Below are 26,452 nucleotides of genomic sequence, written 5' to 3' on the forward strand. Positions count from 1 at the left end.
CATTCCGGCCGTTTTCTCCCGCCAGGGGTTCTTAGTATACTGGTACCATACAGATCGAGGAGGGGTTATCCTTGAACAAAAAAATGTTTACGCTTGCAGAAGCAAACGAATTGTTGCCATATGTACGCGAAGAGCTATCTTTTTTGCAAAAATCGAAGCGCTCTTTCTATGAACTGTATCAAAAACGCGAGCAGCTCAAAAAACAGCAGCCCCTCGATGAAGGGGCGATCTTTTCCCTGGAATGCCAGCTTGAGTTTCTCGAATTGGAAGCGAAAATGCACGTCACCCAATTAATCTCCAAAGGAATCCAGGTCAAAGACATCGATATCGGTCTGTTTGACTTTCCAGCGATGATCGACGGAGAGGAAGTGCTGCTGTGCTGGCGCGAAGGCGAGGAATCGATCACGCACTACCACGGCTTGCACGATGGCTTCATGGGCCGCAAGCCGATCGTGTAACGGCCACCTTTTCCTTTAGCCAAACAGCCGATCCATCTGCTGTTCGCGGACGAGCCGTTCCTCGGGGCTTGCCAAGTCGTATTTTTTCAACAGGTGAAACAGCTCGTTCAAACGCTCCTGGTCAAGCTCGCCTGCAAGCATGCTCTGAAATTGTCCGACCCGCTGTTCCGACAAATAGGGGGCTTGCTCGGCGAGCTTTTTTTGCACATCCTCTTTGCTGTGATCCAGTTTGCATTCTCCCATGGTTTCTCTCCTTTTCCGGTATTTACTCCCATCATACCACGATCATCCCCTTTCGAAAACGTATCCGCGCCGCCACAAGTGCCAGCTGGCGCATGTCCTGTGCCGCTGCGTCTGAGCGCATCTGCCCCCGGCTGCCCTGCATCTCGTTTTGTCAATAAAAAGGGGCTGTCCCAAAAGCCGATTTCCGACTGAGAGACGCCCTTTTTGTCTTTCAAAAACGTGGATACATCGATGCTTCCAATTGCTTGTTTGCCGTTAGCTAGTCTGCGCTTTTGGGACAGCCGCTTTCACCTACGCCCGCTTGCGGACACGGAAGTTGCTTTCGATCAGGAGCCAGTTCTGCGGAAACGGCAAGCCAAGCTTCCAGTAGCTGACTCCGCGCAGCCCCAGTTGTTTGACGAGGTCAAATTTGGCCTGGATAGATCGGGCATCCTCGAACCAAACCTCATGCTGCCTGCCTTCTTCATCCATATAAGTGAAAAACGGGGCTTGCGCGCGGTAGTCGTAGCGAATGACGGCGTTTTGCTGCGCCGCCAGCGCGATGGCAGCCTGCGGACTTAACGCTTTTGCCGTCGTCCCTTGCTGGAAAGGCAGCGTCCAGTCGTAGCCGTACAAATTTTGCCCCATTAAAATCTTCTCCGCCGGCATTTCCGTTATGGCGTACTGGAGAACGCGCCGCACCGGGCCAATCGGAGACACGGCCATCGGCGGTCCGCCGCTGTAGCCCCATTCATACGTCATGATCACGACGAAATCGGCAATTTCCCCAATCGCCCGATAGTCGTGCGCACTATACCATCTGCCCTGCTGCTCTGCACTCGTCTTTGGCGCCAAAGCGACGGAAACCATCATCCCCTGAGCATGTGCGCGATCGCGTGCGCGGCGCAAAAACCGGATGTACGCCTCCCGATCCTGGGCCGGAAGCGCCTCCATGTCAAAGTGGATGTCTCCCATGCCCAGCTCGCGCGCGGTGGCAAAAATGTTGTCCAGCAGCTTGTTTTGCAGCTCCTGGTTGTTCAAAACAAGACTGCCCAGTTCCGTGCTGAACTGCCCGCCCTCCAGGTTCGTGACGACGAGCATCAAGACGACCTGGTTTTCTTTGGCAATAGCCGGGAAGTCGTTCAACGTCGGACGGGCCAACGTGCCATCCCGTTTGATCCGGAAGCTGAACGGCGCCAAATAGGTCAAATGCGGTGCAGCGGTGCGCACATCGGCTTCCAATGCGGGCGGCACTGTCTGGCGCGGCTCCACATACGCATTGAAATCGGCCGCTCGGCGCGGGCGGGGTGGAATGTACAGGCGTTGCCCGATTTGCAGCGGGCGGTATTGCGATATCCCGTTAACGCGGGCCAGCTCGGCGGCACTGATCTGATAACGCTGCCCGATCGTGTACAAGGTGTCTCCCTGCCTGACCCAGTAGTAACTGCCAACAATCGGAATCACCATCGCCTGTCCCACGACAAGCTTGCCTGGATCGGGCAGCTCATTTGCTTTCGCAATCGCCTCGGCAGTCGTCCCGTACGTCGAGGCAATCCCGGTCAGTGTCTGTCCTTCTTCCACTACATGGATTTGCATGAGCCTCCCCCTTCGCAAAATGTCTCTCTTTCTTTTATTCAAGGCGAAGGGGATAGGTGTTTGTCTAGACGAGTGTTTTCAGCACATCGTACAAATAGCCGACAGAGTGCAAGGCATAATGCCTGCTTTCGACCGCCCCGCCGCGAAACACAAACAATGCGGGAACGCTGGTAATTTGCAACTGCTCCGCCAATGCCGGAGCCAGATTAATATTGAGCTGGTACAACGGAAGCTCGGGCCGCGCTGCGCTGATGACGGAAAGCATCCGCTCCGCCAGCTTGCAAGTGCCGCACATCGGTGTGTAAACAAACAGCGCCAAGACCGTTTTTTCCCGGCACAAACGGGCGAGCGTGCTTGTGTCTATGTCTTGCATGGTGCGGGAGTCTCCTTTTTTCTCGGATTCTTTATGCTAGGCAGGTCGCGGCTTTTTTGTCAATGGATGGGGGGAGGAAAGCTCATATCTATTATTCTGCGAGAAGGATTGATCGTGGTTCGTTTCTTGCTTACAATGTCCGTAATGAAGCAGCTCATCCTAGCTGTTAGTAAAGACGGGAGGTTTTTTATGATGGGAAAATACGGAGATACAGCACTTATGACCATGAAGCTGGTTGAATCCCAAGAAGCCAGTAGTCCACTGGAAGCTTGGGAGAGAGCGTCTATCCATATGTTTGGAGCAGGTACAGCTAGTCAGAAAAAGGGTTGCCCGAAAAGTGCATTTTTCGGACTTTGTGAAGAGGGATTCGTTCGTGGCATTGAGCCTGGAAGTTACACAACCTCAGTGGACAACAAAGCTTACGCCCTTCAAGCAGTTGAATGGCTAAAGAAAAACCCTTCTCTTTCACCAAAACCAACCCAGTTGTGGAAAGCGCTTCACATTCCGAAAAGCCACAACAATCAGATGGATGTTGTCCTCTCGCTGTGGAATCATGGCTATATCGATCGCTAGAAAAACGCGCGCCTCTTCTTCCTATGATCAAGAGAATCCCCCTCTCCTTGCAAAAGAAAAAGCACCCCGTCAGGTGCCATTTATCTGTTCCGCAATTTGCTCACGATAATCGGGATCGCGATTAGGGTAATAACGATCGGAAAAGAAACGTCACCGATTGCCGAGATGAGTTCCACTTGGTTCAAGCTCACTGCTTCCATGATTTCCCTCCTCTTTCCTCTATTAGACTTCCTATCCGGAGCAAAGTTGCGTAATCAGCATGATTCTGTCCATCGCCGTTCTTGCCCAAAACCTGGGGTAAGGTACTTTTGGGGCATCTCATCTATACGTATGATGGAGGAAAAACATAAGGTGGCTCTCATGAAAATCATCACTCTTTTCTTATCGCTTTTCCTGTTGGTTGATGAGCCGTATTTGTCATCGGGCAAAAAGACCGTCCACGAAGACAACCTCCCGTTTACAGCAGATTTTGGCCTGATCACGATTCCAAACGATGCCGCCTTTGTGATGGGAGATAATCGCTTGAACAGCTATGACAGCCGCTCTGTTGGACCTGTACCCATTGCACAAGTGATCGGGAAAGCAGCCAAAAAACTCGCAGAAAAGCGCTGATTTCAGGCATTGGTTCATTGGGCTTATATGCCTCTTTGAAAAAATAAATGGAATTAACATAATTTTTTTACATAAATTGGTGACTTTTCCCCTCTCTTTTACGACTTTTTAGTAGAGTGCTTGTTTCACTCTTCTATTCCTGTCAAAAGGAGGTGATCCTTGTGAAAAAGGTTGTTGCGATGATTTTTACCGCTGTGATGATCATGTCGATTTGCGGCAGTGCTCTCGCTTACCAGGGAACTGGATATTTGCCGCTGCTTCGCTAGAAATGCAACCCGGGTGCTGAAAAAGCACCCTTTCTTTTTTGGGAGATTTGACATGCGATTGCGATTATTTACCCGCTATATGGAAAAATGTGTAATATGCGTCTGAATCGGCGTCTCTTCCTGGCAAAATCATTTTGACATAATGAATATTATGTAAACAAAAACTTTACTGTATGCCTTCTCTCTCTTCCCCCGATTCCTCTACCGCGCGATATCCAGATGATGGTATTGTGCTACAAGTAAGCATACATTCGCTTTTCAAATTTTCATCGCAGAATTGACAAAAGGGAGAGAGCCTACTGAAATTCAGATTGCTATTTTTCCTGCCATTGCTCGTTTTACTACCCGCCACCTTCGTTGGTGCTTTGGCGATGAGCGTGCATGAAGTCCCGCCCTCGATATGGCTGCAAAATATAGTCGTATTCATCATTGGCGGGAGCGTATCCGCACTCATCCTTGCCAGAAACAGACACCCCCATGCAAATCGATCGCGGAACATTATCCTCACGATCGCAGTGCTCTTTCTTTTCCTGCTGCTAACCTTCTGGGACAGCGGCATCGACAATGTGCACCGCTGGATTGCGCTCGGTCCTTTGCGTTTTCATGTGGCCAGCATCGTCATCCCCTTTTTCATTATGCAATTATGGCGACTATTGAAAGCCGAAAACTGGTGGTTTTCCTTTCTGCTGACGGCAGCAACGTCCTTGCTGTTGTTTTTGCAACCAGATGCCTCGCAACTTACTGCCTTCACTGTCTCCATGGCTATTCTTTTATGGAGTCGAGCAGATCGAAGCATCCTTCGTTTTGTCGTTGTGGGCCTGCTCTTTATTTTCGCAGTTATATCGCGGATCAATCTCGATCGCTTATTGCCTGTTCCCTATGTCGAAAAAATTTTGTACCTGGTTGTTGACATGGGAATGGTTTGGCTGCTTGTCGAAGTCCTTTCCATTTTCGCACTGATTGCCCCTTTTCTGTTGCTGCATTCTGCGCATGCCAAAATCGTTTCCATCGCGCTCGGCGTGCATTTTGCTGTGCTTTTCCTGACAGCGCTTTTCGGCAATTTTCCTGTACCGATCATCGGATACGGCGTCTCGCCAATGATTGGGTATATCATCGCCTTGACATCGATCATACGCGCAAGAAATGACCTGCCTTGCTCATAGCGCAGGTCATTTTTTTGCTAAAAAGCATCGAGCAGTCAAGCAAGCTGACGTTTGGGTGCAAAGCCGCTCCCACTCCATGTAAAGCTAACTTGACACACCACCACCTGTAAAGTACACTTTACGTAAAGTTAGCTTTACAGGTGGTGTATGATGAAAAATCGCGTTCGTGAAAGACGTCTGGAGCAAGGCTGGTCACAAGATGCGTTATCGGAAAAGGTGGGTGTTTCACGACAAACGATCATTTCTTTGGAAAATGGAAAATACAACGCTTCCTTGATCCTCGCGCATAAGCTGGCACAAGTATTCGGCTGCATCATTGAAGAGCTGTTTATTTTTGAAGGAGATGAGAATATATGATCGATACCTATTTCGGTTTGTTCGGTTTGCTTGGCGGGCTGATCATCGGCTTATCCGGTCTATATTGGGGCAACAAACTGGCCGGGAAAAGGCGTGGATTGGACGAACGCCACCACCTGATCCGCACGAAGGCAAAATCGTCCTCGTGGATCATCACGCTGGCAGCCGTCTACGTTCTGTTTGCCGTTGCCATTTTGAATCCGGGCGTCTCGCTTGCTTTTGTCCTCGCGATGATCATACTGGTGCAGTTAGGCAGCTGGTGCTGCTTCATCTTTTATTACCAGACGAAATATTGAACAGGCGAACACTTGGGCATTGCCTATCCGCGACAAAACCCGCCGCTTGAACAAGAGGGACGGGTTTTGTTCTGAGAAGCGCCCCATATACAAGGCAGAGAACGTCTCGACTTTTTTCATAAAAGCGGGGGTTAGCGCCTGTAATCAGCACTTTTCCCCCGAAAAAGGGAACCACGCTCATGGCTGCTTCCATTTTTGCTTAATCTATCCCTCCTGCTCCTGCATCGTCTCCATCATCGTATAAAAATAGCGGCCATCGCCAGTCTGGAAGTAGCGATACCACGCCTCCAACGTGTCCTTTTTAAACAGATCGAGCAGCGCAATCACTTCCCGCGCCAATAGCAGACTGCCAGCAGCGCTGGTCGTGATCAGATTGCCGTCTACGACGATCTGCTCGTCCTGATAAAAGGCAGCGCCTTTGTATGTCGGACAAAACATCGTCAAATAATCCAAGCTGTTGCTCGTATGCTTACGCTTATCCAATAAACCGGCATTGGCAAGGGCGGCCGTCGCTCCACATATCGCTGCCACATTGCCGCCTGCATGCAGCAGTTGTTTTGCTGTCTCGACGATTGGAGCATGCTCGGGATCATTCCAACGGTCTGCTCCCGGCAAGAGCAAGATCGCGGCGGTTTTAAGCGTGATCTCATCGACCGTCACATCCGGTACAACCGTCATGCCGCCCTTTGTCGTGATCGGACGTTTGGAAGCCCCGACCGTTTTGACAGGAAGACGGCTCCCCCTGTTTTTAAAATATTGACCCGAGTTCAACTCGGCAATTACCAAGCCAAGCTCCCAATCTGCCATCGTATCCAGCACGTAAACGTAAGCGTACTTCATATGATCCTCCCGGGGTTTCTCTGATTTCTCCACTGATAAGGGCGTCGAATCCTTGTCTATACCGAATTGTAAACGTCCAATGTTGACAACAGCATGTCAATGATCTCTCACGTCTGCCCCCATTTTTTTATTGAGCTTGTCGGCTATATCCATATCAATCGGAGAAATGCAAAAAAGAGGAGGAAATCCCGTCAATCTATAACTTTAGTTAGGCCTTCAAAAACATAAAAATTGGTACAATCGAATAGCCCGTTGTACATTTTCTCTCTTTTACTGTTGATGGAACGCCGTGTGCGATGAAAGTCGCCCGCACGGTGTAGGCTCGAACGAACACCCTCACCCACAGAAGGGGATAAGTCGGGAATAGCTATCAAGTGATTATGAGACCTGCTCAAATTTTGGAACCTGCTGGACTTTCGATTAGCCAATCTCCAGTCATCATCAAATGCGGTGATTATACGTACTGGTCGTATACACCTTCGACGAATGACCTTGTACTGGTTGTCGTCGCCTTTGATTCCAACAACCAGGAAGTCAAACGCTGGGAAGTTCCAGGTTATCGGTATACGCTCGACATTGGGATCGACAACCAAAATCGAACCGTAGTGTTCTACATGTGGCAAAAAGCTCCCAACTATCCAAACGGCTCCTATCCTGTTTCTTTGACATGGGATGAGCTGCGGATTAACTAACTTGCCTTCAACGCCCCTCGGGATCACCCGGGGGTATTTTCTTATCTGAATAGGCGTACTGCTTTCATCCGGTGCCATTCCAGCAAAAAAGCCGACGCCCCTCCAACGGGAACATCGGCTTTTGCCAAAACCTTTATCTGGCGATCGTCGTACCAGCCAGCTCTTCCGTCACCGTGCACACAGCGGAAGAATCCCAGCTGCCTTTCCCTTGCGCCTTGGCTGCTTCATACATTTGCGCCACGGTGCCGCCGACGAGGACGGGAACGTGTTGCTCGCGAGCCGCAGCCGCGTACAGTTGCAAGTCTTTGTGCATATGATCGAGCGAAAAGATCGCATTTTCGTACGTGCCATACAAAATATTCGGGCCAAACACAGACAGCACGCGATTGTGGGCGGAGCCTTTCTCGATGACGGCGGCAAGCTTGTGCGGGTCCACTCCTGCTTTTGCCCCTACACTGAATGCTTCGCCAAGAGCGGCCGTGATGACAGCGACGACAGAGTTGTGACACAGCTTGGCTACCTGACCGGAACCGGACTCTCCGAGGTAAAAAATTTCTTTGCCGATTCCTTGCAAGTACGGCATGATCTCGGGCAGCTTGCTTTCATCTCCCCCGACCATGATCGTCAAGGTCCCTGCTGCCGAGCCTGCTGGCCCGCCGCTAACCGGGCAATCAAAGTAGGAAATGCCCCGCTCAAGCCCGGCCTGATTCAACCGTTTGGCCGTCGCCGGATCGATCGTGCTCGTGTCAAAGACGAAGCTGCCTGGGCGAAGCTCGGCAAAAAGTCCGGCCTGTCCCAGCACGACCTCCTCCACGACAGAAGGGCCAGGGAGCGAGGCGAAAACAACCTTTGCCACGCTCCCTATCGCTTGCACGCTGTCTACGACAACGGCCCCTTTTTCCGCAGCCCACTCTTTTGCCGCCGGACTTGGATCATACGCGTACACTTGATAGCCTTTTTGCAACAGGCTGCCGATCATCCCTTTGCCCATTGCACCGATGCCAATGACTCCAATCGTCGCTTCCATCTCTCTTCCCCCTATCTATCCAGAACTTATGGCCGGATGTAAACCGTCTTCGTTTCGACATAGAAATCGAGCGCGGATTCGCCCTGCTCTCTCGGCCCCAGGCCGGAGATTTTTTTGCCGCCAAACGGAAATTGCGATTCAAAATGGGTAGACGGCATATTGACGTGCGTCACGCCTGACTGGATTCCTTTTACAAACTGGAACGCTTTTTGCAGATCGTTGGTAAAGATCGTGGAAGATAAGCCGAACTCCACCTGGTTCGCGATTTCCATGGCGTGATCGAACGAATCGACGTCAATGACCGCGATCACGGGCGCGAAAATCTCTTCTTTGGCAATCGTCATCTCCTGCGTGATTCCGGTAAAGACGGTTGGAGCGACGAAGTAACCGTTCGCCAAATCTCCGTCTGTCAGCCGCTGGCCGCCGCATTCCAGCACGCCGCCTTCCTCGATGCCTTTTTGAACATAATGCAAATACAGGTTAAGCTGATGCTCGTCCACGACCGGGCCGTTATGGCTTTCCGGATCGAAGCCATTGCCAACTTTCAGGCTGCGTGCGCGCTCCACCAGCTTGCGCTTCACTTCCTCCGCCACTTCCGGTACGACCAGGACGCGGCTTGTTCCCGTGCACCGCTGTCCGTTGTCAAAAAAGCCGCTGGTCACGATGCAATCGATGGCAAGGTCAATATCTGCATCCGCCAAAATGATTGCCGGGTTTTTCCCGCCCATTTCCGCCTGAATTTTGCCGCCGCGGGCACCGACCGCTTTTCCTAACGCCAAACCGACCTCCGACGATCCCGTAAACGAAATCCCTTTGATCAGCGGATGATTGGACAGCTCGTCCCCGATTACCGAGCCAGGGCCAGTCACCAGATTGACAACGCCTTTTGGCACGCCGCTTTCGATCAGAAGTTCCGTCAGCTTGACGCTGATCAAGGAGGTGTTGCTGGCAGGTTTGAAAACGACTGTGTTGCCCGCGAGAATAGCCGGAACGATTTTCCACAGGCCGATTCCGAGCGGGAAGTTCCACGGCGCGATAATCGCGAAGACGCCAATCGGCTCGCGCACCGTGTAGCCCAGCACACGCTCATCAAACGAAGGGACGGTTTGCCCCGTCAAACGAGTGGCTTCTCCTGTCAACTGCTTCATGGAGGCAATCGTCTTGAGCACCTCGCCCCGCGCTTCCCGCAATGTTTTTCCTACTTCGCTTGTAATGATCGCAGCCAGTTCTTCTCTCTGCTCTTCCAGCAGTCGAATGAGCGTAAACAGAAACTCTCCGCGCACCGGAGCCGATTTTTTGGCCCAGTCAGGAAAAGCTTGTGCTGCCGCTTCGATGGCAGACCGCGCATCCAGTCCATCGGATTTTTGAAAATAGCCGAGCACCTCGCTCGTATTGGCAGGGTTCGTGCTAGGAAATACTTGTCCGGTATGGCTATCCACCCATTCACCGTTGATGTAGTTCTTGTGCGTTGTCGTCATGTATGACTCCCACCTTCCGTCTTCGATAACCATATTGTATAAATTCGAAATTGTTTATACAATGTAGAGGCACACACAAATAAAATGAATTTTATATACATTTCTCTACACGGAAGGTGCCTACATGCATACTCTTTCCTACTTGAACGAAAAGTTGAGTGCGTGGCTTGCCATTGCACCTATGTCGATCTGGGTTCGCCTCCCGCGCGACCGCCAATTTCGGCTGGCGTATACAGTGACGCCGTCAGCTGCCGTCGCTTTCGGGACCTTGCTGACCGCTCCCGCCACGCTCCCGGCTCATGAGCAAGAGCGCTACCGATATGAAGAAATCGAGGACAAACATTTGCTGCGGTTCTTTTTCGCTGAGGAAGGACAAGCGCTCATCTGGTTGGACTCGCCCTCGGAAGCGGCCTCCACGTTGACGGATGATCAATGGGAGCTATTGTGGCTCGGGTTGAAGCTACATCTCGCAGAAGAAGCGATTGCGAGCAAAAACGCCGAATGGAGCAAACTTTTGGCAGGCATCCGCTCGATTTCCGGTACGCTTGATACCGAAGCGATCATTCGCGACATCATCGGCAATGCCCTGTCCGTCATCCCTGCCGCTGACGCCGGACTGCTGCATTTGTACGATCCTGCCATCGACCGCCTCGTGCCGAAAGCGACCGTCGGCTTTCACGACACGCTGTTCAAAGACTTTCGCCTGAAAATCGGCGAGTCGATCGCCGGGAAAGTCTTTTTGGACGGACAACCCCGCCTGTATCGCTCCCATCCCGAGACGACGCAAGCGATGAGAGACATTTCCGCGGACAATTTTCACTCGTTGAACCACGCGAAAGACTTGCAAAATTTGAACGGGCTTTTATGTGTGCCGATCTCGATTGCCGAAAAGCGAATTGGCGTGCTCGTCCTGCACCAATTTCACCAAGACAACGAGTTTACCGACTACGACCTCGCCCTGTTGCAAGGCTTCGCCGATCAAACCTCTGTCGCGCTGCAAAATGCCGAGCTGTACGCCGAGACGAAGCAGGCGTATGAAAACATGGCGACACTCAGCGCCCAACTGCAAGCCCGGCATGATGATCTGATCAAGCGCAACAAAATTCACGAATCGATCAAGCAAATGTCCCTGCAAAACAAAGATGCGGCCACAATTGTGAAGGCACTGTCGCGCATGACCGCCAAGCCCATTCAGTTCGTAGACTGGCTGGAAGAGGGCCACGAAGCTTTTGCCCAGCTCCCCTACTTCAACCGCGACGAGCTGCACACTTTGCTGGCTGGACGTCGCCACCCGCTTTTTGTCCACTTGTATTCCGCAGGGCGTGCGGACAGCGAATACTGTTACCTGTATCCGCTGATCAACGGCAGCGTGCTGCTCGGCTGCCTGATCATCCCTTCCGCCAAAACAGGCTTGTCGGAGCTGGCGAGAATGACAATTGAGCAAGGGCGGTCCGTGCTCACTCTCGATTTGGTGAAAAAGCAGTCGATCAGCTCTGTCTTGTACAAGCGTGCCCACGACCTTTTCCAGGAAGTAATCGGCAGCAAAGGCAACGACCTGTTGGAACGCGCCCGCACACTCGGACTGGTGCCGCACGCCCACTACCTCGTGGTCTACGCTCATCTGAGTCACTGCCACGATCTCGCTCTGCTCGAAGCCAACATCCATCGGCTAGTGAACCGCTGGAAGCGCGATTTTGCCCCTGCACAAGTGCTGACCTACGGCTTTCACAATCACGTCACACTCCTGCTGCAAATGAATGGAACAGAGGAGCGAAAAGCTTTGAGCGAGCAACTGCAAACAGCCGTGGAGGAATGGGAGCGGGCCCAGGAAGCGTCCTTGTCGATTGGAGTAGGCAGCATGATCGAAGGCGTCGAGCATCTGGGCAAAAGCTTTGAGGAAGCGAGAAAAGCGGCGCACTACTTGGCGGCACGAAATCGCAGCGGTGTCATCCATTACGCCGACCTGGGCGTCAATCGCCTGATGCTCAACCAAAGCCAGGCTGACATTGACGCTTTTGTCGCCGACGTGTTTGCTCCCTTTTGGGCTGAGCCACAAAAATATCAGGAGTGGGAGCACACGCTTGTGACGTATATCAAATGCAGCCAGTCGCCGCAGCAAACCGCCCGCGAGCTGCACATCCACGTCAACACGCTCTATCAGCGGCTGAAAAAAGTGGAGGAACTGCTGGAAATCGACCTGCACCGTCCCGAAGACTTGCTCAAGGTCCAGCTCGCCTGCCATCTCCGCTACGAATAGCTTTTTCGCGCAAAGAAAAACCAGACTCACTTCGACGTGGGTCTGGTTTTTTCGTATCGTTTTACTTGCGCAAGGAACGGCGCAAAATTTTGCCTGTGGTGTTTTTCGGAAGCTCCGGCACGATTTCCACCTGGCGCGGCACCTTGTATTTCGCCAGCTTATCCTGGCAAAAGGCGACGATGTCTTCCTGCGAAACCGCCACTTCTTTTAGCGCGACAAAAGCTTTGACCGCTTCGCCGTGCACCTCGTCGGGAACTCCGATGACCGCCGCCTCGATCACGGCAGGGTGCTGGTACAGCACTTCCTCCACTTCACGCGGATAGACGTTGTAGCCATCGACGAGAATCATGTCCTTTTTGCGGTCGACGATGTAGACATACCCCTCCTCGTCCATCCGCGCCATATCCCCTGTGTACAGCCAGCCGTCCTTGAGCGCGGCCTTCGTATCTTCCGGCAGCCCCAGGTAGCCGAGCATGACATTCGGCCCTTGCACAGCCAGCTCGCCTACCTCGCCCCTCGGCAATTCGTTGCCTTCCGGGTCGACGACCTTGTTCAAGACATGCGGCAAGTTTATCCCGACCGAACCGGGCTTTCTCGTGCCGCGCAGCGGGTTGAAGGCTGTTGCCGGAGCAGCTTCGGACAGCCCGTAGCCTTCCAGTACCTTCACTTCGTACTTGGCTTCGAATTTGTGCAGCAGCTCGACAGGCATCGATGCGCCACCCGAGCAGCAGAGACGGATCGAAGCGAAATCTTCCTTCGTCGCATGCGGCAGTTGCAGCATGTAATTGTACATCGTCGGCACCCCGGCAAAGCAGGTCGCCTGTTGCTCGCGGATCGTATTGACCACTTCGACAGGGTGGAAACGCGGAATGATGATCATCGCCGCTCCGTAGCGAATCGGACCGTTCAGGCACACCGTCATGCAAAAGACGTGGAACATCGGCAATACCGCGACTACCCGATCTTCCGGGATCAGCTCGAACAAAATTCCCATCGCCTCTGCGTTGGAGGCCATGTTGCGGTGGGACAGCATTGCCCCTTTTGGCTGCCCGGTCGTACCGGACGTGTACAAAATGACCGCCAAATCGTCTTCGTTTCGCTCCGGCTCCACAAAGCTGCCGTCTCCCGCTTGTGCTACCTGCGCCAATGTCAGCTCGTCGCCTGTCGCTTCGTTGTAGATGAGATGTGTCAAATGCTCCAGTTGTTCCTTCAGGGGTGTCAGGACAGGTTCGAGCGTAGCAAGGGCAATGACCGCTTTTGTCTGGCTGTTGGCGAGAATGAAGCTGATTTCTCGCGGCGTGTAGATCGGGTTCATCGGGACAACGGCCGCACCCACGCGCAAAATCGCGTAGTAAGCGCTTACAAAATCGGGTCGATTGTCCATGATCAGCGCTACAGCGTCTCCCTTGCCAATCCCGAGCTTGGACAAGCCTTGCGCCAGCTCATCGACCCGGCGGTTCAGCTCCTGGAAGGTAGTCGTCTCCCCCAAAAATATGTAGGCGGGATGGTCTGGGAAATTTTGCGCGCTTTGCAGCAAATTTTCGTTCAAATGATACATCGCTCATCTACCCCCTTTTCAGAAAATTTTAACACCTGAGACGAGCATGATAAAGCTTTTCTTTTAGGAAATCGTGGGGATTTGCGCTGCTGTCGCTGTCTTGTTTTCTTCCCGTTTGGCAAAGAGCAGGAACAGCACGCCGCAACCGACAAACAACAAGGCATTTACGATCATCGCCTGGCCAAAACCGATGCCCACATTGGGCGCTGCTTGCACAATCGAGCCTGTGACGAGCGGAGAAATGATTCCGGCGAGCGTAACGAGGCTGGAGAGCGTGCCCACCAGCAAACCTGTGCGCTCCGGCAACATGCTGCTGACGATGACAGAGGCAGCCGTCCCTACGGAAAAAGCAAACCCTTTTCCCAAGCAAAGCGCAATCAGCACGAGCGGCAAAGACTGTACCAGCGTCACGGCGTAGAAGCAAATTCCGCCCAGGATGATGGACGCTCCTCCCACCAGCACGTACGATTTGCGATAACTCCGATGTTTTTTGTACAGACGATCGCCTGTCCAGGAGATCAAGATCGTCATCAATCCGGCCAAAAGTCCCATGCCAGCAATCGCGTAAGCCATTTGTTGATTCGTCAGGTGAATCACTTGCACCAGGTAGACAGGTTCCCACACAGCGGCAAAGGTTGTGCCCCACATTTGTGCGAAATAAATCAAAAAGCTGAACAAAAAGGTGGATGACAGAAAAACTTTGGATAAGTCCGACCATTTTGCCTTGGGCAGTGCTTGCACAGTCTTCGCCGCCTCGATGCTGACTTGCGGCCTGTCTTTGCCGACCCACAGCCAGATCAAAAGCCAGATCAGGCTGAGCGCACCCATGAACGCCCAGGCAAACCGCCATCCGTTGCTGTCAATGAGCGAAACGATGAGCGGTGCCGAAGCGACTGCCCCTACAAACGCGCCGAAGTTGACCGTGGAGTAAACAAGCCCGCGCTTTTCTTCGGGAAACCATTTGTTCAAGTGGCTGACGACTGTCGCCCAAAATGGTCCTTCGCCAATTCCGAGCAACACCCTGGCGATCACAAGCATCGGCAATCCGGCAATGGCGTAGGCGCCAAACTGGATAACCGTCCAGGACAAGGCCATGATGGCGAGCATCTTTTTCGTCCCGATCCGGTCGGACAACGCCGCTCCCAAAATACCAGCGATCGAGAAAAACCAGAAGAAACTGCTACCGACAAGTCCCCATTCTTTCTGGGACAAAGAAAATTCCGCCATAATAGGAACAGCCGAATAACCCGCAATCGTTTTATCGGCGTAGTTAATCATGTATAGCACGAACAGCATGATCATGGTGATTCTCGCCATCATCTGAATCACTCCATTCCAATAGGTGGGGGCAAGGCAATTACTCAGTCTTTTCTCAACCTCACGCGGCCGATTCCATCCTCGATCTCAATCACGGTTCCATACGCTTCACTCATCGTTTTCAGTCCTTGCAATATCTCGGGATCTGCACTCAACCTCGGCCAGCCCATCCGGTAGACAGGCTCCTCGAAGCCGAGTTCAATCGGGTGCAGCTCCAGCTCGCTTAGCTCGCCACCCTCCATTTTCCAAAGCGGGATGACGGACTGCCACACTTCTTTGTGCACGCACAGTCCGCGCGTATAGCCAGCGCTCATCGCTTCCAGCGCATCAGCGACGTTGTGCGAATGGTCCAGTCCGTATTGCTCGTAAAAGTCCGCTGGCTGCGAAGTGACAAGCTCGGTTTGGAACACGAAGTCTCCCAGACTGTAGAAGATCGGGCGGTTTTTGTAGATTTCAATGCCGCGCAACAGATGCGGGCCGTGTCCGACGACCGCGTGTGCCCCGGCGTCGATGCACGCTTTGGCAAAAGTCGGCAAAAAGTCGGCAGGCACTTCTTTGTCCAAGCCTTTCATCTCGTGCGCGTGGATGCTTACGACGACGTAATCCGCGCGCCGCTTCGCTTCCCCGATTCGTCTGACCATCCTGTCCAGATCGCGTGGGTGCGGCTGTGTCGATGTTCCCGCCTCTTCCCCTGCCATAAACCGGGAGGCACCGAACAAAAACACGTCTTTGCCCGGATGATTCATGAAGCCTTCCTCGATCAGCACTTTGCTGAAAGCGTTAATGTCTGTCGAATCGGCCAGTTCTTGCAGTTGGGCGAGCTTTTCTGGCGGCAGATGATGGGTCATGACATAGCGCATCGGGTTGACGCCAGGCCGTCCGATGCTGTCTGCACGCTGCTCTCCCGCCGCCCACCACGGATGAAAGGTCGATGTCGCCGCGATCAGCGCGACTCGCGCCGACTCGCATTCGAGATAGCGGGGAGCAGAAGCCTCCGCCAGATTTTTGCCAGCTCCGGCATGGACAAATCCGTATTCGTTCAGGTGGCGCTCTGTCGCTTCCAGCCCGCCGTACAAATAGTCGAGGGTGTGATTGTTCGCCCATCCGATCATGTTGAAGCCGTAGTCTTTCATCACTTGCAGCGATGACGGCGGCGACATGGCCCAGGTTCCGCCGCTTTGCGCACTCGGATACCCTTCGTTGTCATGGACGGTCGTCTCCAGATTGGCAATGCGCACATCAGCGCGCTGAAGCAAGCTGGCGATCTCGCGAAAAGCATTGTCTCGATAGGGCAGGTCGCGGGTGATGAAGCTGTCTCCCGTCGCTGCAAACCAAACAGGCACAGACATGAAAAGTTCCTCCTTTATGAGTTGCGTAATGGCTGTTTCAATAAATCGTGAAGTCGTCCTCCCCCTCTCCCACGAACGAATAAAGCGTCGAGCTGATTTCGTCATAGTGCTGGAGCCTTTTTTGCACAGAGACGGGGTCGTGGATCATGACGCCTTTGACAAGGGCATTCAGCACAGAGAACAAGGTAGGCATGCCGCTGGTGGCGACCGGCTGCGGCGTAGAGATTTTCAACAACAAGTCTGCCGCCTGGCTGATCGGGGCCAGCTCGCCTTCGGTAATCGCCAGCACCTTCGCGCCCAAAGCTTTTGCCGAGTTCACCATCGCTACTGTTTCACTCGGATGGCGAGGAAAGGACAGCGCAATCACAAGCCACTCCTGATCCCGCTCGGTCAAAAAATAGTCGGCATTGTCTACCGCTCCTGTGTATAAATGGGTGTTGCCCTTGATCGCGTTTAAGGTAGAAAACAGCCACTTCGCCGGGATGTGGCACCAGCGAAAACCGACGACAACGATGCGGTTGGCAGAAATGATGCTCTGCACGGCCTGGTGCAACAACTCGTAGTCGATCTGGTGCAAAGCTTGCTGGAGGTAGGCGATATCGGTTTCCATGACTTGGTGGGCGTAATTGTTGCGCGTCAGTGCGGCCTCCGTGTCGCGGTACTTCTGGATCGGCCCTTTCGTCTGCTCGCTGGTCAAGAGCGATTTCTTGATCTCCTGCTGCAGCTCGGTATAGCCGGAATAACCTAGCGCGTAGCAAAAACGAATGACCGTCGCTTCGCTCGTATTGGTCAGCTCGGCGATTTTTTTGGCTGTGTGGATCGCGAGCAGGCTCGGCTTTTCGAGGGCGATTTTGGAGATGATTTTTTGGCTGGCTGTCAAGTTTCCATACTGCTTGCGAATCCGTTCCGTTATGAGCTGATCCATGCCGGAAAACTCCTTTGCAGTTGCTTTGCGAACCTATTTTCAAGAATAGTATATATCTTGAAATAATTCACTTCAATACATCTTAGAAAATGTAGTTTATCCTTCATTTTGAAGCGAAAAAACGCATTTTGACAGGAGTTATTGCACTTTTCGCAAGGCAAGATTGCAGGCGGAAAAACCGGGGTGGTTTGCATGTCGCCTCCTTTTTCAACCGGGCAAAAGTTGATTGAAAAAGAAAAAGACCGTCGCATCCGGCATGGAGTGCGGCGATCTTGCGGTTGCCTGTTGTGCTAATATAACCTCAAAATTTGAATCTGCTGATCTTCCACTGTCGCGTTGTACTCATGTGTCCATGTTCGTTCCAGCTCGCTTGGGCTGGAGAGCTTTTGCTCGATTCCTTCCGTCAACTCCGCACAGGAACGTCCCAGCACGCCTTCGACCGCTTCTTCAACCGTTCCCTGCTCGTTCATGGAAATCCGCAGCTTCCGCGCATCTGTTCCGATCGTCAGCACATAGGAAATCACTTGTCCGCTCTTTTCCTCGCTTACCGTCACCGTTCCTCCCGCAGCCACAATCGAGTCGCGCAGAGCTTCGACGGTTCCCTGCAAATACCCCTCCCTGATTTCGGAGAGCAGCGATGCGGAGCGCTGGCGAAGGAGGCCAGGCGACAAATCATGCGATTCAAAGTAAGGGATAAGCCCGTCTTTTGTCTCCTCGAAATAGACGTGAATCCCATCCTTGAACCCGGTCAGCAGCTTGCCGAGCACGGTTCCGCCAATCATCAATTCTTTACTGAACATGTTTTTGTATTCTGTCCAGACAACGTTCTCCGGCTGGTAGCCCAAAGTTCGCAACGCTCGAAAAAGCGTACGTTTGTCCTGGAATGACATCGAAAATGTCGTGCAGTGGCTCAAGCGAATCCCTCCCTGGGCTAAAAATCGATATTTCTGCCGACTGCCTCCTCGCGAGCGACTCCATCTGCCACGGCATTTGCCGGGCTTGCTGGGCTTGCCAGGCTGGCGCGGACGGCAAACTCTTTTGCCCACGAACGCAGCTTCTCGATTTCCTCCCGCCTGGCTTTAGCCAAGGGAACTGTGCGCTGCATGGCCAGCAAAATATCTTCCGTGTCGATATCCCGATCTTTTTCCTCGGGATTACTGCGCTTCGCAAAGGCATCGATCAGCCCTTCATGGAGCGAAGCCTCAATCTCGGCACCCGTCAGGCGTATGCCTTCCCCCCAGTATTTCTCGCCCGATACTTCGACGAGCCTATCGATGTCAAAACGGGCCGGGTTGCGCTTCAGCCGCTCCAGGTGGATTTTGAGAATTTCTTCGCGCTCTTCCGGTGTAGGCAAGTCCACGAAAAAGATTTCGTCAAACCTTCCTTTTCGCAAAAGCTCTGCTGGAAGCTGCTCGATCTTGTTGGCAGTCGCGAAGACAAATACAGGACTCTTTTTCTCCTGCATCCAGGTCAACAACGTTCCAAAAATGCGCGTGGCGACTCCCCCGTCGGAAAAACCGCTGCCCACGCCGGACAAGCCTTTCTCGATTTCATCGATCCAGACGATCGACGGCGATACGGCTTCACACATCATGAGCGCCGAGCGAATATTCGCTTCGGACGAACCGACGATGCCCGCGAATACCCGTCCCAAGTCCAGGCGGAGCAGCGGCATTTGCCAAGCAGCCGCCACACTTTTCGCACACAAGCTTTTTCCGCAACCGGGAACGCCGACCAGCATGACCCCTTTTGGCCACTGGATGCCGAACTGTCTCGCTTCCTCCGAGTACGACGCTTTTCGTCTCAGCAGCCAGCGCTTCAAGTTTTCCAGTCCGCCGATCTGCTCCAGGTTCAGTGATTCTGTCGAGATGTATTCCAGAACCCCCGATTTTCGCACAATCTGCTTCTTCTCTTCCAAAATGGTAGAAACATCGCTTGCGGATATTCCGCGATTTTTTACCAGCGCCTTCGCCAAACAGTTCTCGATCTCGTTGCGCCCCAAACCTACGGCGGCCCGGGCCAGCGCTTCTATGACTTCTGGGGATTGGTCGATCACGACGCCCGGACGGCCGACGTACGCATCAGTAAAGCTGCGGATGATTTGCTTTACTTCATCCAGGTCAGGCAGAGGGAGGTCGAGAATCGTGATCTCATGCTGCAGCTCTACAGGAATTTCCAGGGAAGGAGCGATGATAATCGAATTGGAAGGGAAGCCTGTCCGCGTCTTTTGCGCAAATTCGCGAAACGTTCTGATGTTTACATGCGATCCGCGCAGCAGCGGGTGCAGATCAAACCATAAAAACAGCGTAGGCTCTTTCGCCAAATCTTCGGCCATCGTCAGAGCGATGCGAAAATCTGTGCTCTTGTGGTCAAGCTCTTCCCCGTTCAGCACAAGACCTTTTGTCGCTGTCCACGTCACAATCCGCTTGTTCAGGCTGGCGCCAATCCCTTGGAACACATCGAGCGCCCGCTCCTCTTCCGATGTAAAAATGTACAGGATGCTGTATCTGGCGCGAATCAGATACTCCACTTCCTTGACAAAATCTTGCAGCATGTATGTACTCCTCCTACAGCCATGTGTACAGGCTCGATTGAATATTCGCGGTAGGAAAACCAGTCAGATGCAAGGAACTCTCCCCTTGAACCAGTTCGACTTTTCGTTGGGGAATCAACTCTTCCGGCGTGATCCGGTTCGTCAGCACAATCAGTTTCTTGCCATGCCAAATCTCCTCCGACTGCGCCTGATAAGGCCCCGCAATCGCCACGTCAAACAGAAGCAAGGCTTTGCGCTTTTCCTCGCAACGCAAAATTGCTTCCGCTGTATAGCCTGTGAACAAAAGGACGGTGCCCGAGTGAACCTGGCGAAACGACTGAACCAGCCGCCTTACTTGCTCCGGCTGATCCAGCGGTTCTCCTCCGGAAACGGTCAGTCCGTCAACTGGCAGCCGTCCCAGTTCTTGCCCTAAAGAGTCTGGTTCATAGAGCCGACCGCCTTGCTTGTCCGGGTGCGTATTCGGATTAAAGCAGCCGCGGCAGCCGATGGAGCAGCCTTGCACCCAGACGACAGCACGGTTGCCAGGTCCGTTTACCCTGCTTTGCTTGCATATTTCATGGACTCGCAATGACTGCGCCAACATGCTCTCCCTCCTACAAGTCCAACTGCCTTCCTGTCGCACCTGTCTTTCTCGGTACTTGCCCGCTGTCGTTGTTGCTGGCCGCACTTGACGGAAGCTCAATTTCCCGAATGACCACCCTTGGCTTTTCACTAGATGCGTGTTCCTGAAGTTCGGGACGCGGCATCATCCGCCCATCGCGAATAAGAGCGGGTGTACCGGGTGAAGCAGTCTGAAGAGCTTCATCCAACGCTTGCAAAAAATGCGAGACAAACTCTTCGGGGGAATCCTGAAAGCTTTTTCCGTCCAGCTTCAGGCGAACAGCGTTATCATGGACGGTCCCGATCAGCAGAAGCAAGCCTTCGCCATTCTTTCCGCTGCCGACGATGCCAAGCTTTTGGATATCGCGCAGCCGACATTCCATCCGCACGGCTTCGTGCCGCTCCTGCATGACGATGCAGACGAGCGCGTCCTGTTTGACCAAAAAGATTTTGTTGTTGGGCTGCACATGTCGCCAGCTCTCGAAATCTTTGTACAGCGCCTTCACGATATCTTTTGGCGTAATAATCCCGATTTCCTCCAGCTCAAACAAGGTGGCATCGTCAATTTTCGTATGTACCTTGATCCGGCGCTTCATTACGAACTGCAAGTAAACAAGCGCGGAAAGGCCGATAAACAGCGTAGGCCCGACAGAAAGCTTTGTGATCAGGCTGAACAAAATCAAGCCAGCCATGCCAATTTGGGTGTACGTGATCACTTTGATTTTTTGTTCTCCTGTCTTGCGAAAAAACGAGAACCCTTTTCCGGGCTGATAGTCGGCAAGCTGGTTTTGCAGCATTCTTTTAAATTTTCCAATCGCCCAAATGCCAGGTACAACAAACACCAACCCCAACAGGAGCAGAAGAAAATTGCCCGTCATGATGCCGAACAGTGACATCAATCCGAAAAAGGCGCTGGTGATCCAAAGTGTCCTGATTTTCTTGTGAATCTCTGCAACTGCTTCGTTCTGGTTTTGCAAGTTTGTGCCCAACCTCCACTCCATTATTTACTACTTTTTTCCTATGCCTATTATAGTAGAGACAAGAAGGTGAGTAAATAAATCGGTGCCAGCAAAAAACCCCCACCAAAGTGAGGGTTTTGCTGCAAAATTCTATTGTTCCGCTTTGCGCTGTTTTCTCAATGCGTAGCGGTGCTTTGCCTTTTCATGCTGGATGCGCTCTTCTTCCGTCTCGGGAATGACAGCCGGCACTAACGTTGGCTTTCCTTGGTCGTCGAGCGCGATCATCGTCAAGTACGCCCTCGCTGTCATTTTCTTTTCGCCCGTCAGCAAATTTTCCGACTCGACCTTGACGAACACTTCCATCGACGTGTTGTGTGTCCAGGTGACGTATGCTTCCAGATTGATCGCTTCGCCCGTTTTGATCGGCGCGAGAAAATCAAAGGAATCGCTGGAAGCAGTGACGACGGGCTTCCGGCAATGACGCATCGCCGCTATGCAGGCGATTTTGTCGACGTACGCCATGACTTTTCCGCCAAAAATCGTATTGTGATGGTTCGTATCCGGCGGGAACACGAGATCAGTCAAATAGGTTCGGGATTGTCCGGTCGGGCATGCTTCTGTTGCCATCTGTGCTGCTCCTCTCGTTGCCATCATGCGATTATGCTTTTTGTGTCAAACGGTCACGCACAGCATGCGTCGCCGCCACCATGTTTTTCAAAGCTTCCACTGTCTCTGCTCTTCCGCGCGTCTTCAGACCGCAATCCGGGTTGATCCAGAATTGGGCTGGTGGCAATACTTGCACGCCGCGCGACACCATCTCTTCGATCTCCGCGACAGCCGGAACGCGCGGGCTGTGGATGTCGTATACGCCCAGGCCGATTCCTTTATCGTACGTGCAAGTCTCGAAGACGGAGACAAGCTCGCCGTGGCTGCGGGACGTCTCGATCGAGATGACGTCGGCATCCAGCTCGCTGATGACGTCGATGAAGTCGTGAAATTCGCAATAGCACATATGCGTGTGAATTTGTGTGCTCGCGGCAACTGTCGAGGTAGCCACGCGGAACGATTTGACGGCCCAGTCCAGATACGCCGCCCTGTCTGCCTGCTTGAGCGGCAAGCCTTCCCGCAGCGCAGGCTCATCCACCTGAATCATGCGGATTCCCGCCGCTTCCAGCGCCTCCACTTCTGCTTGCAGCGCCAGGGCGATCTGTTCGCACACCTCTTGGCGGGACACGTCATCGCGGACAAATGACCAGTTCAAAATGGTCGCCGGGCCTGTCAGCATGCCTTTTACTGGTTTTTCCGTCAACGACTTGGCGTATACGCTCTCTTTGACAGTCATGGGAGCGACGAACTGCACATCGCCGTAGATGACAGGTGGCTTGACGCAACGGGAACCGTACGACTGAACCCAGCCATTTTTCGTGAAGACGAAGCCGTCGAGCTTTTCCCCGAAATATTCGACCATGTCTGTCCGTTCAAACTCGCCGTGGACAAGCACGTCCAGCCCGATCTCTTCCTGAATCGCAATCCACTGCTTGATTTGCTCCGCGATGAAGGCATCGTACTGCTCGACTGTCCAGTTCCCTTTTTTGTACTGCTGTCTGGCCTGACGAACCTCTGTCGTCTGCGGGAAACTGCCGATCGTCGTTGTAGGCAAAAGCGGCAGCTTCCAGGCGGCTTGCTGGATATCGCGGCGCTCGTGGAACGGCACGTCGCGTTTGGCTTCTGTCGTCTCCAGCGCTTTTCGAGCCTGCTGTACTTTCTCCCGGTTTCTCGCCGGAGACTCGGCCAGGCGGAGCAAGTCCTTTTCGTTCTGGGCAATTTCCTTCGATATAACATACTTTCCAAATCGGAATCCTTGGACTAAAAGCTGCACTTCTCCCAATTTTTCGTCCGCAAAGGCTAATGCCGCTTGAACTTCCCCAGGCAAATCGGTTTCTGCTTCAACAGTGACGGGAACATGCAACAGGCTGCTCGATGGCTGTAGCCAAATCCGGTCCGGGTCGACCACATTGCTGATCGTCTTGACCAGCTCCCACTTTTCCTCCAGAGCCGAGCGCCAAATGTTGCGGCCATCGACGATTCCTGCGCCGAGCACTTTTTCCTGCGGGAAGCCATGTGCCGTCAGGTTGGCCAAATTCGCTTTTCCTCCGTGGACAAAGTCCAGGCCCAAGCCTTCCACTGGCAGCGCGATCAGCTCCTCGTACCAATCCACCGCTTCGAAATACGTCTGAACCATCAGCTTGAGGTGTGGCAGCGCCTGACTGAACTGTTCGTACACCCGGCGAATAAGCGCTCTGTCCTGCTCGGAAATATCTTGGACGAAAGCCGGCTCATCGATTTGCACCCATTCCACACCATGCAGTTCCAGTTCACGAAGCACGTCCACGTAAAGCGGCACGATCTGATCGACAACGCGTTCGAACTCGTCTTTCGCATATCCTTTCGCCAGCTTGACAAACGTGTACGGCCCGACAATCACCGGCTTCCCGACGATGCCCAGCTGATCCCTGGCCTCCAGGTACGCTTTCAGCGGCCTGTTCTCTGCCAGCACTGGCGGGCGTTCGCCAAACTCAGGAACGATGTAGTGATAGTTCGTATTGAACCACTTGGTCATTTCGCTTGCGACAGCTTCTTTGTTTCCCCGCGCCATGGCGAAGTACGTATCGAGCGGAACCGGGCCGCCATCATAGGCAAAACGCTTCGGAACGAGTCCGAACATGACAGCCATGTCCAGCATGTGATCGTAGTAAGTAAAGTCGTTGACGGGAATCCACTCGATGCCTTTGTCTTTTTGCTTGATCAGATGCTGCTGACGGATTTGCTCCATTTGCGCAAGAAACGCTGACTCTTCCAATTTGCCTGCCCAAAAGGACTCCAATGCTTTTTTCCACTCCCGGTCTTTGCCGATTCGCGGATATCCCAGGTTGCTGCTTTTCATGAGCTTTCTCTCCCATCCATTGAAGGTATTTGTAAAGCCAATCAAAAAAGGCACTTCCAACGGTCAAAAAGAACGTTAGAAATGCCAAATAAGCACTGAGATCACAGCATCCTAACACCTCCCTATCTCCCGTAGGTTAAGCAGTGTTGTCGAAACAGGCAGGTCTCCTGACTTGAGGATCACGATCTGCACAACGCCTTCCCAGTCCGTCTCGACCAGTGGCTTATCGCTGTGCAAACTCCCCTCATACAGTGGCGGGACCGTGTCGGATTCTCACCGACTTCCCTTTTCATCCTTGCGCCGATTTTCGCGGCCAAGGAACCTGTTCCCACTCATATGAAATTGTCGGTATGAGTGCATGTGCTCTCGCATCTAGCAAAAGAGCACCTTTCTCCTTACAGTAACACGTAAACCAGTTTTTGTCATGCTAAACTATTTCCACTCACCAAAATTATTTCAAAGTTCAGCCTGATTGCCTCTACTCTGCCAGCTTTCCGGTTTACTGCTTGGTCAGTCGCAGCTCCTGTGCCCGCAGAGAAGGTTTGCGAATCATGTAAATAGTGTAGCCGATCACAGCGCCTGCAACAGCGGGCAGCATCCAGCCAAGCCCGATCGTATACATCGGCAAGTAGCGAGTAAAGAAGTCGTTGATGACGGGAAGCTGGGCACCTGCCGCGTTCAGTCCGTCAAACAGGCTGATCAGAAAAGTAGCGAGCAAGCTTCCCTGATACACCTCTGGTCGTCCGCCAAATCCTTTGTGCATAAACGTTAAAAAGACGAGGGAAATCGCAATCGGGTACATGGTCATCAAGATCGGAACCGACACTTTGATCAGCGCCGTCAAGCCGATATTGGCGACGAGTGTACTGAACACAGCCAGAATGACGGCAAACTTTTTATACGAGATCGCCGGAAACAGCGAATGGAAAAACGAAGAGCACGCTGTAATGAGGCCGACGCTAGTGGTCAGGCATGCGATCGTAATCATGAGGCCGAGCAAAACGGCGCCGTAAGATCCGAAGTAGTAATTGGACACCTTGGCCAAAATTTGCGCCCCGTTTTCCAGATGACCAAGCTTCTCCACACTGGAAGCGCCCATATAGGCAAGCACCGTGTAAAAGAACGCCAGAAGTGCGCCCGCGATCATCGTTGCTTTTGCGCACGTGAGCAAAATTTGCTTTTTCGCCGTGATGCCTCTTTGCTTGATCGCATTCACGATGATGATTCCAAACACAAATGCCCCCAAAGCGTCCAAGGTTAAATAGCCGTCCTGAAAGCCTTTGTAAAACGCTTTGGACTGATAGTCCGTCACAGGTGCTTGCAGCGCGCCAATCGGGAACAAAATCGCCGTCAACACAATCACGCCGATAAAAGTCAGCTTGATCGGTGTCAAGACTTTTCCGACTACATTGATAATTTTCCCAGGATTGAGAGATAACAGGCAAGCGAGTGTAAAGAACAAGACGGTGAAGACGATCAGTGGAACCGGACCAGCTTGCTCGGACAAAAATGGCTTGATTCCGATCTCAAACGAGACGTTCCCGGATCGCGGAATGGCGAAAAACGGCCCGATTGCCAAGTAGAGCAAAATCGTAAACACAAGACCAAATACCGGATGCACACGACTCGCCAACGAACGCAAATCATCCATTCCCGAATAAACCAGAGCGATAATCGCCAGCAGCGGCAGCCCGACTCCCGTCACCAGGAAGCCCGCATTGGCCGTCCATACGTTCGTTCCAGCCATTTGCCCCAGCATTGGTGGAAAAATCAGATTCCCCGCTCCGAAGAACAGAGCGAACAGCATAAAGCCGATGATGAGGATGAACGAAGAAGAACCTTTTTGATGCATGACACAAACCCTCCTGTAATTCCAAAGCAAAGGTGCTTTTCAGCAACCCTCTGATTAGTGAAAAAATTCACACAATCACTCCGCCCGCTCATGCCCCAACAACCGGGATCAGATCGAGCGGGAATAATTGTCAGATAAATCAGTCGACCAAATCGGTAATCGATGACCAGATCGCTTCTCGCTT

At 52.7% G+C, this 26,452-nt stretch carries 25 protein-coding genes and 1 riboswitch; of the genes, 8 read left to right on the top strand and 17 right to left on the bottom strand.

Features of this window, described 5'->3' with window-relative positions; genetic code table 11:
* Positions 1–71 precede the first annotated feature (71 nt).
* The gene (locus tag EDM60_RS06860; RefSeq protein ID WP_063231024.1) at positions 72–458 is read left to right on the top strand and encodes a DUF2203 domain-containing protein; all 387 of its coding nucleotides are present in this window, start codon (positions 72–74) and stop codon (positions 456–458) included.
* Between the two features lie 15 nt (positions 459–473).
* Here the strand turns inward: EDM60_RS06860 and EDM60_RS06865 are convergent, their stop codons facing one another.
* From EDM60_RS06865 to EDM60_RS06875, 3 genes are all read right to left on the bottom strand, one after another.
* Positions 474–701 (bottom strand): hypothetical protein, encoded by a 228-nt coding sequence (locus EDM60_RS06865; RefSeq protein WP_063231025.1) that lies wholly within the window; start codon positions 699–701, stop codon positions 474–476.
* 291 nt (positions 702–992) lie between these two features.
* A complete protein-coding gene (locus EDM60_RS06870) occupies positions 993–2,276 on the bottom strand; it encodes a glycoside hydrolase family 18 protein (protein ID WP_122963299.1) in 1,284 nt (427 codons plus the stop codon).
* Positions 2,277–2,340: 64 nt separating this feature from the next.
* Complete coding sequence (locus EDM60_RS06875; protein ID WP_122963300.1) at positions 2,341–2,649, bottom strand: thioredoxin family protein; 309 nt, start codon at positions 2,647–2,649, stop codon at positions 2,341–2,343.
* 189 nt (positions 2,650–2,838) lie between these two features.
* On the opposite strand from EDM60_RS06875, the gene EDM60_RS06880 reads away from it, so the two are divergent.
* The 5 genes from EDM60_RS06880 to EDM60_RS06900 all read left to right on the top strand — a co-directional run bounded on the left by EDM60_RS06880 (position 2,839) and on the right by EDM60_RS06900 (position 5,916).
* Positions 2,839–3,222, top strand: coding sequence for a DUF6979 family protein (locus tag EDM60_RS06880; protein ID WP_208715194.1), 384 nt, complete (start codon positions 2,839–2,841; stop codon positions 3,220–3,222).
* Positions 3,223–3,582: 360 nt separating this feature from the next.
* The gene (gene lepB, locus EDM60_RS29070; protein ID WP_233454088.1) at positions 3,583–3,834 is read left to right on the top strand and encodes a signal peptidase I; all 252 of its coding nucleotides are present in this window, start codon (positions 3,583–3,585) and stop codon (positions 3,832–3,834) included.
* Positions 3,835–4,411: 577 nt separating this feature from the next.
* The gene (locus EDM60_RS06890; protein ID WP_167470245.1) at positions 4,412–5,263 is read left to right on the top strand and encodes a cell division protein; all 852 of its coding nucleotides are present in this window, start codon (positions 4,412–4,414) and stop codon (positions 5,261–5,263) included.
* Between the two features lie 150 nt (positions 5,264–5,413).
* Complete coding sequence (locus tag EDM60_RS06895) at positions 5,414–5,620, top strand: helix-turn-helix transcriptional regulator (RefSeq protein ID WP_122963302.1); 207 nt, start codon at positions 5,414–5,416, stop codon at positions 5,618–5,620.
* On the top strand, positions 5,617–5,916 hold the full coding sequence (locus EDM60_RS06900) for a hypothetical protein (RefSeq protein ID WP_122963303.1): 300 nt from the start codon (positions 5,617–5,619) through the stop codon (positions 5,914–5,916). The genes EDM60_RS06895 and EDM60_RS06900 overlap by 4 nt, the downstream gene beginning before the upstream one ends.
* Before the next feature lie 204 nt (positions 5,917–6,120).
* Here EDM60_RS06900 and EDM60_RS06905 read toward each other — a convergent pair whose 3' ends face one another.
* Positions 6,121–6,756 carry a type 1 glutamine amidotransferase family protein gene (locus tag EDM60_RS06905; protein WP_122963304.1) on the bottom strand — a complete coding sequence of 212 codons (636 nt, stop codon included), beginning with the start codon at positions 6,754–6,756 and terminating at the stop codon, positions 6,121–6,123.
* A gap of 374 nt (positions 6,757–7,130) precedes the next feature.
* Here EDM60_RS06905 and EDM60_RS06910 point away from each other — a divergent pair, with 374 nt between their 5' ends.
* Entirely contained in the window at positions 7,131–7,448 is a 318-nt protein-coding gene (locus tag EDM60_RS06910) for a hypothetical protein (RefSeq protein WP_141254150.1), read from the top strand.
* A gap of 133 nt (positions 7,449–7,581) precedes the next feature.
* Here EDM60_RS06910 and EDM60_RS06915 read toward each other — a convergent pair whose 3' ends face one another.
* Both EDM60_RS06915 and EDM60_RS06920 read right to left on the bottom strand, forming a co-directional pair.
* Positions 7,582–8,475, bottom strand: a complete 894-nt coding sequence (locus tag EDM60_RS06915) for an NAD(P)-dependent oxidoreductase (protein ID WP_122963306.1) — start codon at positions 8,473–8,475, stop codon at positions 7,582–7,584.
* A gap of 26 nt (positions 8,476–8,501) precedes the next feature.
* A complete protein-coding gene (locus EDM60_RS06920) occupies positions 8,502–9,953 on the bottom strand; it encodes an aldehyde dehydrogenase family protein (RefSeq protein ID WP_122963307.1) in 1,452 nt (483 codons plus the stop codon).
* Between the two features lie 124 nt (positions 9,954–10,077).
* On the opposite strand from EDM60_RS06920, the gene EDM60_RS06925 reads away from it, so the two are divergent.
* Positions 10,078–12,210 carry a helix-turn-helix domain-containing protein gene (locus EDM60_RS06925; protein ID WP_122963308.1) on the top strand — a complete coding sequence of 711 codons (2,133 nt, stop codon included), beginning with the start codon at positions 10,078–10,080 and terminating at the stop codon, positions 12,208–12,210.
* Positions 12,211–12,271: 61 nt separating this feature from the next.
* Here EDM60_RS06925 and EDM60_RS06930 read toward each other — a convergent pair whose 3' ends face one another.
* From EDM60_RS06930 to brnQ, 11 genes are all read right to left on the bottom strand, one after another.
* Positions 12,272–13,768: a long-chain-fatty-acid--CoA ligase gene (locus tag EDM60_RS06930; RefSeq protein ID WP_122963309.1), complete on the bottom strand. Its 1,497-nt coding sequence runs from the start codon at positions 13,766–13,768 to the stop codon at positions 12,272–12,274.
* A 63-nt stretch (positions 13,769–13,831) separates the two neighbouring features.
* Positions 13,832–15,088, bottom strand: coding sequence for an MFS transporter (locus tag EDM60_RS06935; protein ID WP_122963310.1), 1,257 nt, complete (start codon positions 15,086–15,088; stop codon positions 13,832–13,834).
* A 41-nt stretch (positions 15,089–15,129) separates the two neighbouring features.
* A complete protein-coding gene (locus EDM60_RS06940; protein ID WP_122963311.1) occupies positions 15,130–16,434 on the bottom strand; it encodes a CapA family protein in 1,305 nt (434 codons plus the stop codon).
* Between the two features lie 37 nt (positions 16,435–16,471).
* Positions 16,472–17,359 carry a MurR/RpiR family transcriptional regulator gene (locus EDM60_RS06945; RefSeq protein ID WP_063231037.1) on the bottom strand — a complete coding sequence of 296 codons (888 nt, stop codon included), beginning with the start codon at positions 17,357–17,359 and terminating at the stop codon, positions 16,472–16,474.
* 290 nt (positions 17,360–17,649) lie between these two features.
* Positions 17,650–18,273, bottom strand: coding sequence for a DUF2997 domain-containing protein (locus tag EDM60_RS06955; protein WP_122963313.1), 624 nt, complete (start codon positions 18,271–18,273; stop codon positions 17,650–17,652).
* 17 nt (positions 18,274–18,290) lie between these two features.
* On the bottom strand, positions 18,291–19,913 hold the full coding sequence (locus EDM60_RS06960) for an AAA family ATPase (RefSeq protein ID WP_122963314.1): 1,623 nt from the start codon (positions 19,911–19,913) through the stop codon (positions 18,291–18,293).
* A gap of 13 nt (positions 19,914–19,926) precedes the next feature.
* Positions 19,927–20,496 carry a 4Fe-4S single cluster domain-containing protein gene (locus tag EDM60_RS06965; RefSeq protein ID WP_122963315.1) on the bottom strand — a complete coding sequence of 190 codons (570 nt, stop codon included), beginning with the start codon at positions 20,494–20,496 and terminating at the stop codon, positions 19,927–19,929.
* A gap of 10 nt (positions 20,497–20,506) precedes the next feature.
* On the bottom strand, positions 20,507–21,490 hold the full coding sequence (locus EDM60_RS06970) for a hypothetical protein (protein ID WP_141254148.1): 984 nt from the start codon (positions 21,488–21,490) through the stop codon (positions 20,507–20,509).
* Positions 21,491–21,622: 132 nt separating this feature from the next.
* Positions 21,623–22,099, bottom strand: coding sequence for an acyl-CoA thioesterase (locus EDM60_RS06975; RefSeq protein WP_229049910.1), 477 nt, complete (start codon positions 22,097–22,099; stop codon positions 21,623–21,625).
* 31 nt (positions 22,100–22,130) lie between these two features.
* Positions 22,131–24,416, bottom strand: coding sequence for a 5-methyltetrahydropteroyltriglutamate--homocysteine S-methyltransferase (gene metE, locus EDM60_RS06980; protein WP_122963317.1), 2,286 nt, complete (start codon positions 24,414–24,416; stop codon positions 22,131–22,133).
* A gap of 140 nt (positions 24,417–24,556) precedes the next feature.
* A riboswitch (cobalamin riboswitch) is annotated at positions 24,557–24,757 on the bottom strand.
* 158 nt (positions 24,758–24,915) lie between these two features.
* Complete coding sequence (gene brnQ, locus EDM60_RS06985) at positions 24,916–26,268, bottom strand: branched-chain amino acid transport system II carrier protein (RefSeq protein ID WP_122963318.1); 1,353 nt, start codon at positions 26,266–26,268, stop codon at positions 24,916–24,918.
* Positions 26,269–26,452: the final 184 nt, after the last annotated feature.

It is taken from the genome of Brevibacillus parabrevis (assembly GCF_003710905.1).
Lineage (GTDB): Bacteria > Bacillota > Bacilli > Brevibacillales > Brevibacillaceae > Brevibacillus > Brevibacillus parabrevis.